The following is a 12,093-nucleotide window of genomic DNA, read 5'->3' as shown; positions in this document are numbered from 1 at the left end:
GCTCCTCAGGCCGGCCGCCTCCTCGTAGTCGTTCCATGTCAGAGGGTGCCGATACGATGCCGACAGCGTGGAGTTGGGGGTGGGACGATGGACCCGATGGGCTCGGTTCTCGCGATGGTGGACACGGCGCTCTCCGGATATGTCTCCGGCGCCGCCGACGTGGCCGGGCAGCGGCTGGCCAACCGGCTTCTCGGCCTTGCCAGTCGGGCCAGGGAGGGCACCGACGAGCCGGTCCCCACGCTGCCGACCACCCCCGACGAGCGGCGGCAGCTCGCCGCCGAGCTGCACCGGCTCGCCAGCGGATCGACCGACCTCGGCGTCGAGTTGGCCCGGCTGGTCGAGGAGGCGGAGGCGATGGCCAGGGCCGGCCGGGCGCCGCTGGCCGTGCCCCGGATGCTGCCGGCGGTCACGCGCCACTTCACCGATCGGGACCTGGTGCGTGCCCGGCTCACCGCGCTGCTGGAGGCCGCGGCCGAGGCGCCCGACGGCTCGCCGGCGGTCGGCGCGCCCACGGTGGCCGCGCTCGTCGGGCCCGGCGGGGTCGGCAAGAGCGCCACCGCGCTGGACTGCGCCCACCGCCTCAAGGACCGTTTCCCGGACGGCCAGTTGTACGCCTCGCTGCGCGGCGCCTCCGCCGCCACCGCCGTCTCGCCGGCCGAGGTGCTCACCGTCTTCCTGCGGTCCCTCGACCCGAGGGGCCCGCAGCCGACGGGCGGGCTCGACGAGTTGGCCGCCAGGTTCCGCGACACCGTGGCCGGCCTGCGACTGCTGGTGCTGCTGGACGACGCGCACTCGGCCCGGCAGGTCGTCCCGTTGCTGCCGGCGCATCCCGAGGCGCTGGTGCTGGTCACCAGCCGGCGCCGGCTGGGCGGCCTGGGCGTCGACCCGGGAGCGGAGATCATCGCGCTGGGCCCGTTGGAGCCGCCTCACGACCGGCTGCTGTTGGCCCGCGTCGCGGGGCGCGAGGTCGAGGGCGGGCCGGCGGCCGGCGAGGTGGCGGCGCACTGCGGCGGGATGCCCCTGGCGCTCTGCGAGACCGGCTCGCTGCTGCGCGAGCGCGAGCATCTGACCTGGGCGACGCTCGGGCGAAGGCTGGCCGAGCGGGCGGCGGCCCGCTCGCCGGAGGGCGACGACTGGGAGGACACCATGACCGACCGAGGCGGGCCCGACCCCCTGTGGGCCACCACCGAGGTGAACTACCGCGAACTCTCGCCCGCCGCCGCCCGGTTGATGCGTCTGACGGCGCTGTGGCCCTGGCCGGCGATCACGCCGGGGCTGGCCGCCGCGATCGCCGGGCTGGACGAGGAGGGCGCGCGCGCCGGCCTGGAGGAGCTGGCGTCGGTGCATCTGTTGGAGGAGTTCGGCGAGGAGCGGTACCGGTTCCACGACGCGGTGCGGCAGTTCGCCGTCGCGCGGGCGGAGCGCGAGGAGAGCGAGCAGGAGCGGGCCCGGGCGGTGCGCCTCGCGGTGCTCTGGGTCCTGGGGCGCGCCGCCGAGCACGCCTTCCGGGTGTTGCCCGACCGCTGGTGGCTGGGCCCGGCGTTCGCCCGGCTGAGCGTCCCGGCGGACCGCCCGCGAGAGGACGCGGCGCTGGCGCTGCGCGCGTTGGACGCGGAACGGGAGACGCTGTGGGCGGCGGTCGACGCGGCCGCCAGGTACGGGCTGGACGAGCAGACGTGGCAGCTGGCGGAGGCCAGTTGGCCGCTCCATCTGCGGCTCGGCTACCACGAGCGGCTGGTGGCCACGCACGCGAAGGGCGCGGAGGCGGCCGCGCGGCACGCGGCGGAGGCCTATGGCGACCCGATGGCCGAGGGCCGGATGCTGGTGGAACGGGCCTACGGGTATCTGTGCCTGGGCCGGTTCGCCGAGGCCGAGGAGGCGTTGGACCGGGCGCTGGCGGCGGACCGCAGGGCCGAGCACCGGCGCGGCCAGGCCAGCGCGCTGGAGATGCGGGGTCTGCTGCGGCTGCGGCAGTGGCGCTGCCAGGAGGCGCTCGACCTGTTCACCGAGGCCAGGGCGCTGCTGCGGGCGATCCGGCCGGGGGAGGTCGGCGCGGCGGACGTGCCGCGCGCCGTTGCCCTGCTCGAACACCACCGGGGGCGCGCGATGCGCACCCTGCGCCCCTACCCGGAGGTGGTGGACCAGCTGAACGCGGCGCTGGTCGCGCTGCGTGAGGTGAACGATCCGTACAACGAGGGCCGCGTCTACACCAGCCTCGGCGAGACGCATCTGGAGGCGGGCGCGCTGCCCGACGCGCGGATCTGTCTGGACCGGGCCATCGAGAAGATGGCGGCGGCGGACGCGCGACCCTACTGGGTCGACGCGTTGGAGCTGCGCGCGCGGGTGGCCAGGGAGGACGGCGACGCCGCCGCCGAACGGGCCGACCTGACGGCCGCGGAGGCGCTGGCCGCGCGGGGCGCGGACCACCCGACGGTCAACCGCCTCCGGGAGCGGCTGGCCCAACTCGCCGGGTAGTGGCCTGGCGGCCAGCCTCGGGATGCGGGGTGAGCCTGGCGGCCAGCCTCGGGATGCGGGGTGGGCCTGGCGGCCAGCCTCGGGATGCGCCGGCAGGCGCCGGGCGCCGGCGCGGCGCGGGCCGCTGCGCGCGGCGGGCGAGGGCGCGGGCCGCTGCGCGCGGCGGGCGGGGGCGCGGGCCGCCCCGGCGGGGCTAGCGGCGGCCACTTGCCCGAGGGGAACGGCGGGTTGTCGAGGCCGAGTTCATGGGCCAAGCGGCGTGGCTGCCGCGACCACGTGGGAGAACGAGGCGAAGACCGGTAGGCCACCCGACAGGCCGACGGCGGGTTACCGAGGCCGGGCACGTGCGGACGGCCACCCGTGAACCCGCTCCCGCGTCCGCGCGGGAGCCTGACGGCGACCGGCAGGCCGCTGGGCAGCCGGGCTGGAGCTGGCGGAACGCAGCAGAACTGGCCGCCCGCCCCGGGACACGCCGGCAGGCGCGGCACGCGATGCGCCCCGGCGAGGCTGGCGGCCGGCTATCCCCGGACGGGAACGGTGAGTTGTCGTCCGTAGCGGGGGCGGCGCGGCTGCCGCGCCCACGCGGGAGAACGAGGCGAAGACCAGCAGGCCACCCCGACAGGCCGACGGCGGGCTGCCGACACCGGGCACGTGCGGACGACCACCCGTGAACCCGCTCCCGCGTCCGCGCGGGAGCCTGACGGCGACCGGCTGGCCGTCGCGCTCGGGGCGCATCCCGACCAGCGCGGCAAGCGCCCCGTGGGCAGTGCGGCGCGGCCGGCGGCAGAACGCCAACTCAGATGCGGCGGAGGCGGGTTGCCGCCATGGCAACGGTTCTCGGGCACCGGGGTGGGCCCCGTTCAGTCGGCCTCGGCGTGTCCCCGGGTGCGGACGCCCGGTTCTGCCGGGGCGGTGACGGCGGCAGGCGCGCACCTTCGTCTCGACCGATCGGCGCCGCGCCGGCTCGCAACGGGCAACGCCCAGCAAGCGACGCGAAGTAACGCCCCATCCGCCGCCGGCCCAAGGCACGCCGCCAGGCGACAACCCGCGTCCGCCCCGGCGAGTGGCCAACGTGACGGCGGCAGGCGCGCACGTTCGTCCCGACCGATCGGCGGTGCCCCGCCGCCTAACGGGCAACGCCCGGCAAGCGACGCGAGGTTGCCCTCCGGAGCCCACGCACCGAGCAACGCCCCACCGGTCGCCAACCCCAGGCGCGCCGCCAGGCGACGAAGGTTCACCGGGGGAGCCTCCCAACGGGGGGTTCCGTTCACCGGCGGTGCCTACGCTCGTCGACCCCGGGCCCCCCGGGCCCGGGGTTCCGGGGAGGGGGAGAACGGTGCTGCGTACGGTTTTTCACACGGACCAGGTCGCCACGGCCGAGGAGCGGTTCGCCGCCTGGCGGGAGTGCGTCAGCCGGGGCGTGGTCGTCACCACGCAGGAGCCGCTGCCGACCGGTCCTGAACGGTCGGCGTTTCGGGGGGTGTTACGCGCCGGCGCGCTCGGTCCGGTGCGGGTCAGCGCCATGGAGTACCGGGCGCTGGTCGCGAAGCGGACGCCTCGGCAGATCAGGGAGCTGGACCCGGGCTGGTACCAGGTCGGGTTGATCCTGCACGGTCGCCAGAGCATCGCGCTCGACGGCCCGCCGACCCGGCTGTGGCCGGGCGACATGGTGCTCTACGACACCACCCAGCCGTTTGTCGCCCGGGTGCCGCCGGCGCTGTCCACCGGTTCGGTGGTGCTCCAGCTGCCGACCGGTCAACTGCCGTGGCAGCGAGGCCGATTACGGCCGCTGTTCGGGCGTCGGCTGCCGGGTGACGATCCGGCGGTCGCCCTGCTGCGGCGGCTGCTGCTGGATCTGATCGGGCCGGTGGCCGGCGGGGCGGGGTCCGGCTGGGGGCCCAGCGACGCGGGGCGGCTCGGGGTGTTGGTCACCGACCTGGTGACGGCGGTGGTCGAGCGGCGGTTGGACCCGGCCGAGCCGCCATCGCCGGCCGGCGCCGACGTGCTGCGGCTGCGGATCGGCGCGCATATCGAGCGGCGGCTGGCCGATCCCGGGCTCGACCCGACCAGCGTCGCGGCGGCGCACCATATCTCGGTGCGCTATCTGCACCGGATCTTCCAGCCGTCGGGCGGAGTCGCGACGGCCATCCGCGCGCTGCGGCTGGAGCGTTGCCGCCGCGATCTGTTGGACCCGGCGCTCGCCGACACCCCGGTCAGCAGCATCGGCGCGCGGTGGGGTTTCACGCGCCCCTCGGACTTCGGGCGCGCCTTTCGGGCCGCCTACGGCCTCCCGCCGGGCGCCTACCGGCGCGAGGCCCTTGCCGCGCGCCCCGTTCCGGTCGGTGCGCCCGGCGCATAGCGGAGTGCGCGCAGGCCGCATCGCCGGGCGGCTCGCGCTGGCAAGACTTCCCGTGGTTCCGGCCCCCGGGGCCTCAACTCGACGCGAAGGACGCACCGATGGCACGACCGTTGGCACTCCGCACCCGACTCGCCACCACCGCCGCACTGGGCGTGGCGACGCTCACCCTGTCCGTGCTGGCGCCGCAGGCCGCCTCGGCCGCCCCGGCCGAGCAGCCCACGGCCCAACAGCCCGCCGCCGCACAGCCCTCCGCCGCACAGCCCGCCGCCGGGCAGCCCTCCGTCTCCGCCGTCACCGGCGTGGTGCACGGCGGGCACTCGGTCTGGACGCGGGTCAACCCGTTCTCCGGCAAGAAGCCGTGGACCACCATCCAGGGCGAGTCCATCACCGCCACCTGCAAGCGGTGGGGCGCCGACGGCAAGTGGTGGTACTGGGTCCGCTTCAACGTGGACGGCCTGACCGGCCATGTGGCCGGCGACGTCACCAACATCACGCACTCGCACCTCGACACCTGTTCCTGAGTCTTCCGCAGGCCCGAAGGAACGGCCGACCGGCCGGTCCGCGACCCGCCCCAGGGGTCGCGGACCGCCCGCGTTCAGGCGTCGGCGCCGCCCGACGGCTGCCCCGTCGGTTGCGCCGGCGGGCGGCTGCCGCAGGAGTCGCGGATGGTCAAGCGCGGGTGGAGCACCACGTGCCGGGTGGCCAACGGGCCGGCGTCCGGCGGGGTGTCCATCCGGTCGAGCAGCAGCTGCGCCGCGACCTCGCCCAGCAGCCGCTTGGCCGGCGCGACCGCCGTCAGCGGCACCTCGGCGAGCGAGGCGATCTCGTCGTCGTAGGCGATCAGCGCCATCTCGCCGGGCGTGTGCAGGCCCCGGGCGCGCAGCCGCTGGAGCAGCTCTATCGCGTCGTAGTCGGAGTGCACCAGGGCCGCGCGGGTGCCGTTCGCCAGCAGCGCGTCGATGAACGCGTCGTACCGCCGGTCGGCGCCCCGCGCGTCCGGCGCGGGCCGGCCGCCGTCGATCGCCGGCGCGCCCGGGTCCAGGCCGAGCCGCGCCACGGCGTGCTGGTAGCCCTCGCGGATCAGCGGCGCGGTGGGCGTCTCGTTGAGGTAGAGCCCCACCGAGCGGTGGCCGAGCCCGTGCAGTTGGCGCAGCGCGTTGAAGGCGCCGAGCCGGTGGTCGGAGACCACGAACTCGCAGGGCTCGTACGGGTCTTCGGGCCGCCGCTCCAGCAGCACGAACGGCAGCCCGGTGGCGCGCAGCCGCTCCAGCGTGGGGGCCGGCAGGTAGTGGCCGCCGGTGGAGGCGATCAGCAGCCCGCCGGCGCCGGTGGCGCACAGCTCGTCGATCTGCTGGATGTCGCGCGGGCTGTCGTACTGGGTCAGCCCGATCACGATCCGGGTGTTCCGGCGGGCGGCCACCGAGCGCACCCCGGCGACCACGCTCGGGTAGTAGTAGGTGGCCGAGGGGACCAGCAGCCCGATGGTGCGCTCCGCCGCCGGGGCCGAGGGGGCCGGCGGCGGCTCGGGGCTCGGGGCGGCGGCCGACGGCTCGACGGGCGGCGCCGGCTCGCCTGTGAGCAGGGAGGGTTCGCCGCGCGGCCCGGCGAGTATCGCCCCGCCGCGCACCTTGGTCAGTCGCCCCAGCTCCGCCAACTCCGCCAGGTCCCGCCTGATGGTGCCGGCCGACACCCCGAAGCGGGCGGCGAGTTCGGCGACGCGCACGGCGCCGCTGGCGTGCAACTCGCGCAGCAGCAGCTCCTGCCGTTGTTCTACGAGCATCTGGGCAACCCCTCTCGGTTGATCGTAGAGCTTAATGGTTGTTCGTAGATGCTCATCAACGTTTTTGCACACTTCTCTTGACTCGTGATTGAAGCTGGTTCAGGGTGCAGGCATCCGTCACCCAAGGAAGCGGAGCCGTTCGTGTTTCCTCGCCGATGCCATGCGACGTTGCGGAGCATCCTGACCACAGCGGCAGCAGGTGCCCTGCTCACCTCCTGCGCGCTCACCGGTGGTTCCTCCGACGACGGGCCCACCACCATCACCTACTGGTCCTGGATCTCCGGCTCCCAGGAGATCGTCGACCGGTTCAACGAGACCCACGACGACGTGCAGGTCGACTTCCAGCTCATACCGGGCGGCGGTGACGGCGGGTACGCGAAGATGTTCAACGCGGTCCGGGCCGGCAAGGCGCCCGACATCATGACCGTGGAGTATCCGCAGCTCAACAGCTTCATCACGCAGGACCTGATCCAGCCGATCACCGACTGGAACGTGGACGAGCTGGCGGACCAGTACCCGGAGTGGACCTGGGAGTTGGTCTCCCCCTCGGGCGACGAGGTCTACGCCCTGCCCAAGGACGTCGCCCCGACCGTGCTGTTCTACCGGGCCGACCTCTTCGAGGAGTACGGCCTGACGCCGCCGGAGACCTGGGAGGAGTTCCGCGCCACGGCCGAGCGGCTCCAGGAGCAGCAGCCGGACGCGTTCCTCACCACCTTCGGCCACAACGACTCCGGGCTGCTGTCCGCGCTGGCCTGGCAGGCCGGCGCCGAGTGGTTCGACACCGCGAGCGGCGAGTGGTCCGTCAACACCACGGACGAGAACACCCGGCGGATGGCCTCCTACTGGGACGAGCTGATCGCCGACGGGCTGGTCACCTCCGAGCCGATGTACGCCGAGAAGCACATCACCGACCTCCAGCAGGGCCGTTCACTCGCCCTGATCGGCGCGCCCTGGTCGGCGGCCAACCTCTCCCGCTTCCTGCCCGAACTCGCCGGCAAGTTCGATGTCGCGCCCATGCCCCGCTGGGACGACGAGCCGACCGCCGGCAACTTCGGCGGCTCCACCATGGCGCTGCCCGTCGGCTCCCCGCACCCGGACGCGGCCATGGAGTTCGCCCGTTGGGTCTCCACCTCGCCCGACGCGGTGGCCGCCGCAGCGCCCGTCTCCACCGCCTACCCGGCCAACGTCAACCTCCAGGAGACCTGGGCCACCGAGGTCAGCTCGGTCAACGAGTGGGTCGAGGGCATGAACCTGCCCGAGGTCACCTCGGCCGCCGCCCAGGAGATCAACCCCGCCTGGGAGTGGGGCCCCGACATGACGGAGAGCTTCTCCCGCCTCGCCAACGCGACCAGTTCCCGTGCCGGCCAACCCGGCGGCCTGGAACGCGCGATCACCGGCTGGCAGGACACCGTCGTCGACCAACTCCGCCTCCGTGGCTACAACGTCGCCGACTAGCCGCCCACCGGCCGCCGGACCAGCACCGCCGGCCGCCCACCGGCCGTCGCGCGCCGCGCGACGCACCCCGGCCAAGACCGACCCGGCGCAAGCCGACTCGACTCGACCCGACTCGACCCACGGGACACCCCATGGCCTCACTCACCTCGACCCGGACCCCCCGGGGCGCGGGCGGCACGACCGGAAAACGTCGCTCCACGGTTCCGCTGCTGCTCGGACCGTTCTTCGTCCTGTTCGCCTTCACCTACCTCGGCCCGATCCTCTACGCCTTCGGCCTCAGCTTCTTCCGTGAGCGCTTCGACGGCATCGGCTGGGACGGGCCCAAGAAGGTCTTCGCCGGCTTCGACAACTACACCAGGGCGCTCGGCGACGCCGAGTTCCTCCAGGGCGTCGGGCGGGTGCTGCTCTACGGGCTGGTCTACGTCCCGCTGCTGATCGCGTTCGCCGCGCTCTTCGCGCTGCTGCTGGACAGCGCGGTCACCGCGTTCCGCAGGACCTGGCAGACGATCCTCTTCCTGCCGCACATCGTGCCGGGCCTGATCGCCTCCATCGTGTGGCTCTACCTCTACACCCCGGGCCTGAGCCCGGTGTTGGACGGCCTGGAGGTGTTCGGCTGGGAGATCGACTTCCTGCACGGCGCGACGGTGCTGTTCTCCCTGGTCAACATCGCCGTCTGGGGCAACCTCGGCTTCAACGTGGTGCTGATCTTCGTCGCGCTCCAGGCGATCCCCCGCTCCACCATCGAGGCCGCCCGCCTCGACGGCGCCAGCGAGTCGCGCATCGGGCTGCGGATCAAGCTGCCGCAGGTGCTGCCGGCGATGGTGGTGGCGACGCTCTTCACCATCATCGGCTCGCTCCAGCTGTTCACCGAGCCGTACATCCTCCAGGCCTCCGGCAACAGCTCGGTCTCCAGCACCTGGACGCCCAACATGCTGTCCTACACGGCCGCGTTCCAGTCCAACGACTACCACTACGCAGCCACCGTCTCCGTCCTGGTCGCGGTCCTGGCCGGCGTCCTGTCCTTCACCGTCACCAAGCTCTCCAACAGAAGGGCACTCCGATGAGCACCCTGGGAACCCAGGTCGGCACCGGCGACCGGGCCTGGTGGATGCGGCGGTCGTTCGCCACGCTGCTGTGCGCCCTCGCCGCGCTCTACACCCTGATGCCGCTGGTCTGGCTGCTGTTCGGCGTTACCAAGACCCTGCCCGACCTCTACGGCAGCAACGGGTTCGCGCCGTCGGGCGGGTTCCATGTCCTGGACAACATCAGGGACCTGTTCGCGCAGGACGGCGGGCTCTACGGCCGCTGGCTGCTGAACACCGCGATCTACGCGTTCGGCGGCGCCACCGTCGCCACGCTGCTGTCGGTGGCCGCCGGCTACGCGTTCGACAAGTTCGAGTTCCGGGGCCGCGAGAAGTGGTACGGCCTGGTCATCGCCGGGGTGCTGGTCCCGCACACCGCGATCGTGGTGCCGATGTACCTGATGATGTCCGAGATCCGCATGACGGACACCATGTGGTCGGTGCTGATCCCGGTGATGGTCAACCCGTTCGGCGTCTACCTGGCGCGCGCCTACTCCTCCGGCGCGATACCCAACGAGCTGCTGGAGTCCGCCCGTATGGACGGCGCGAGCGAGCTGCGCACGTTCTTCTCCGTCGGGCTGCGGCTGATGGGGCCCGGCGCGCTGACCATCTTCCTGTTCCAGTTCATCGCCATCTGGAACAACTTCTTCCTCCCGATGGTCATGATCACCAACAACGACCTGTTCACGCTGGGCCAGGGCCTGTTCACCTGGAACACGGGCGTGGGCCAGAACCCCGACTACACGCGGATGGTCGTCGTCGGCTCCGCCGTCGCCACCATCCCGCTGATCCTGCTCTTCATCCCGCTCCAGCGCCGCTGGCGGGCCGGACTGACCGAAGGTGGCATCAAGTGACCGACGAGCACCGGAATCTGGCGCTCTCCCCGCACACCGGCTGGACCAGGGACGACTGGCTGGCGACGGCGGACCGGCTGTTGGCCGCCGTCCGCCCGCACGCCACGCCCGGCAACTCCCTGATCCACCTGCCCGGGCCGCCCAGCCGTTCCGGAAAGCTCAGCGACGGCCTGGAGGGCTACGCCCGCACCTTCCTCTTGGCGGCCTTCCGCACCGGGGGCGCGAACCTCGAAGACCCGCGCGCCCCCGAGCTGTTGGCGCCCTACGCGGAGGGCCTGGCCGCCGGCACCGACCCGGCCCACCCGCACGCCTGGCCCCGGCCGGCCGAGCTGGGGCAGGCCAGGGTCGAGGCCGCCTCCGTCGCCATCGGGCTGCACGAGACCCGCGCCCTGCTGTGGGACCGGCTGACGCCCGAGGTGCGGGAACGGGCCGTCGCCTGGCTCTCCGAACTCGCCGACGTGTGGGTCCCGGAGAACAACTGGGTCTGGTTCCGCGCGACCGTCGCCGCGTTCCTGCGCTCCGTCGGCGCGCCCCACCGGGCCAGCGACATCGCGTACGCCATCGACGAGACCGAGGGCTGGTACGCGGGCGGCGGCTGGTACGCGGACGGCGCCTACCGGCGCGGGGAGTTCCGCAACTTCGACTACTACAACGCCTGGGCGATGCACCTCTACCCGCTCTGGTACACCCGGATCTCCGGCGCCGAGGCCGAGCCGGGGCTCGCCGACCGGTACCGGGCGCGGCTGCGCCGCTTCCTCGCCGACGCCGAGCACCTGGTCGCGGCCGACGGCGGGCCGCTGTTCCAGGGCCGGTCGCTGACCTACCGGTTCGCGGCGGCCGCGCCGTTCTGGACCGGCGCGCTCTTCGACGCCAGCCCGCTGCCGCCGGGCCGCACCCGGCGGATCGTCTCCGGGATGGTGCGGCACTTCCTGGACCGGGGCGCGGCGGAGGAGAACGACGTCCTGTCGCTGGGCTGGCACCGCCGCTTCGAACGCGTCCGGCAGATGTACTCGGGGCCCGCCTCCCCTTACTGGGCCAGCAAGGGCATGGCCGGCCTGCTGCTGCCGGCCGACCACCCGGTGTGGACCGCGACCGAGGAGGAACTCCCGGTGGAGCGCGGCGACTTCAGCCGCGCCCTGCCGGTGCCCGGCTGGCTGGCGACGGGCACCGTCGCCGACGGCGTGGTGCGGGTCGCCAACCACGGCACCGACCACACGCCGCCCGAGCTGCCCGCCCGCGACGACCCGTTCTACGGCCGGGTCGCCTACACCACCCACACCGGGCCCGAGTTGGGCGCCACGCCGCCGCCCGATCCGGAGCGCGACAACCACCAGCGGGACGGCGACCACCGGGCGGGCGTCGCGTTCGACGGGCAGGTCACGCTGCTCGACGCGGACGGCGTTCCCGCGCACCGCAGCCCGTTCCAACGGGTCGCGCTCACCGAGGAGTTCGCGGTCTCCCGGCACCGGGCGCACTGGCCGGGCGACGCGGCCGACCGCGCGGGCTGGCCGCGCGGGCCCTGGGTGCTGACCGTGGCCGTGCCGCGCGGGCCGTGGGAGGTGCGGCTGGCCCGGGTCGGGCAACCGGACGGCGGGCGGCGGGTGTTGGTCGGCGGCCACGCGCTGGCCGCGAGCAGCCCGCCGGCCCTCTGGTCGGAGGGCGCGGTGCGCCGCGAGGACGGGCTGACCAGCGCGGTCGTCCCGCTCCACCCGGACGGGGGCGGCGAGGTCACCGTGCACCGGGCGGAGGGCGCCAACGCGTTCGGCCCGCACAGCGCGACGCCCGCCTACCGGGGGACGGGGCCGCTGCACGCGGTCGCGGTCTTCCTCGGCAGGACCGAGCCGGACGCCGGGCTGCCGCCGGCGCCGTCGGTGGCGTTCTCGGACGCGGGGGCGGACGCGGGGACGGGCGTACTGACGGCCGTGGTGACCTGGCCGGACGGCGCGGAGACGACGGTGCCGCTGGACGAGTAGGCGAACGGGGCGGGCAGCCGGGGCGGGGCGCGCGTGGCGGGGTGGCGCGCCCCGGCGGGTTGTCGGCGCGCGCCCCGGCGCGCGGGTTATTGCCGCGCGCCCGGCGGCCCCGGCT

At 74.2% G+C, this 12,093-nt stretch carries 8 protein-coding genes; 7 read left to right on the top strand and 1 reads right to left on the bottom strand.

What is annotated here, in order from left to right; translation table 11 throughout:
- Nucleotides 1-96 precede the first annotated feature (96 nt).
- The 3 genes from FH609_RS13605 to FH609_RS31080 all read left to right on the top strand — a co-directional run bounded on the left by FH609_RS13605 (nucleotide 97) and on the right by FH609_RS31080 (nucleotide 5,355).
- Nucleotides 97-2,475, top strand: a complete 2,379-nt coding sequence (locus tag FH609_RS13605; RefSeq protein ID WP_139669224.1) for an NB-ARC domain-containing protein — start codon at nucleotides 97-99, stop codon at nucleotides 2,473-2,475.
- 1,336 nt (nucleotides 2,476-3,811) lie between these two features.
- Entirely contained in the window at nucleotides 3,812-4,834 is a 1,023-nt protein-coding gene (locus FH609_RS13600) for a helix-turn-helix domain-containing protein (protein ID WP_193317952.1), read from the top strand.
- 98 nt (nucleotides 4,835-4,932) lie between these two features.
- The gene (locus FH609_RS31080; RefSeq protein ID WP_193317951.1) at nucleotides 4,933-5,355 is read left to right on the top strand and encodes a hypothetical protein; all 423 of its coding nucleotides are present in this window, start codon (nucleotides 4,933-4,935) and stop codon (nucleotides 5,353-5,355) included.
- Nucleotides 5,356-5,429: 74 nt separating this feature from the next.
- Here FH609_RS31080 and FH609_RS13595 read toward each other — a convergent pair whose 3' ends face one another.
- Nucleotides 5,430-6,614: a substrate-binding domain-containing protein gene (locus tag FH609_RS13595; protein ID WP_139669220.1), complete on the bottom strand. Its 1,185-nt coding sequence runs from the start codon at nucleotides 6,612-6,614 to the stop codon at nucleotides 5,430-5,432.
- Nucleotides 6,615-6,782: 168 nt separating this feature from the next.
- Between FH609_RS13595 and FH609_RS13590 the strand changes: the two genes are divergently transcribed.
- From FH609_RS13590 to FH609_RS13575, 4 genes are all read left to right on the top strand, one after another.
- On the top strand, nucleotides 6,783-8,069 hold the full coding sequence (locus tag FH609_RS13590; RefSeq protein WP_193317950.1) for an ABC transporter substrate-binding protein: 1,287 nt from the start codon (nucleotides 6,783-6,785) through the stop codon (nucleotides 8,067-8,069).
- A 131-nt stretch (nucleotides 8,070-8,200) separates the two neighbouring features.
- The gene (locus FH609_RS13585) at nucleotides 8,201-9,133 is read left to right on the top strand and encodes a carbohydrate ABC transporter permease (protein ID WP_139669216.1); all 933 of its coding nucleotides are present in this window, start codon (nucleotides 8,201-8,203) and stop codon (nucleotides 9,131-9,133) included.
- Nucleotides 9,130-10,005 (top strand): carbohydrate ABC transporter permease, encoded by an 876-nt coding sequence (locus tag FH609_RS13580; protein WP_139669214.1) that lies wholly within the window; start codon nucleotides 9,130-9,132, stop codon nucleotides 10,003-10,005. Before FH609_RS13585 ends, FH609_RS13580 begins: the two co-directional genes overlap by 4 nt.
- A complete protein-coding gene (locus FH609_RS13575; RefSeq protein ID WP_226961633.1) occupies nucleotides 10,002-11,978 on the top strand; it encodes a DUF2264 domain-containing protein in 1,977 nt (658 codons plus the stop codon). The genes FH609_RS13580 and FH609_RS13575 overlap by 4 nt, the downstream gene beginning before the upstream one ends.
- Nucleotides 11,979-12,093 lie beyond the last annotated feature (115 nt).

The organism is Streptomyces sp. 3MP-14 (genome assembly GCF_006334905.2).
GTDB classification, from domain to species: domain Bacteria; phylum Actinomycetota; class Actinomycetes; order Streptomycetales; family Streptomycetaceae; genus Streptomyces; species Streptomyces triticirhizae.
This window is presented reverse-complemented; position numbering and strand designations above follow the sequence as displayed.

Excerpts from the sequence above, each read along its gene's own strand:
- FH609_RS13605 (WP_139669224.1), top strand. The coding sequence starts at position 97 with ATGGGCTCGGTTCTCGCGATGGTGGACACGGCGCTCTCCGGATATGTC.
- FH609_RS13585 (WP_139669216.1), top strand. The coding sequence starts at position 8,201 with ATGGCCTCACTCACCTCGACCCGGACCCCCCGGGGCGCGGGCGGCACG.
- FH609_RS13595 (WP_139669220.1), bottom strand. The coding sequence starts at position 6,614 with ATGCTCGTAGAACAACGGCAGGAGCTGCTGCTGCGCGAGTTGCACGCC.
- FH609_RS13580 (WP_139669214.1), top strand. The coding sequence starts at position 9,130 with ATGAGCACCCTGGGAACCCAGGTCGGCACCGGCGACCGGGCCTGGTGG.
- FH609_RS31080 (WP_193317951.1), top strand. The coding sequence starts at position 4,933 with ATGGCACGACCGTTGGCACTCCGCACCCGACTCGCCACCACCGCCGCA.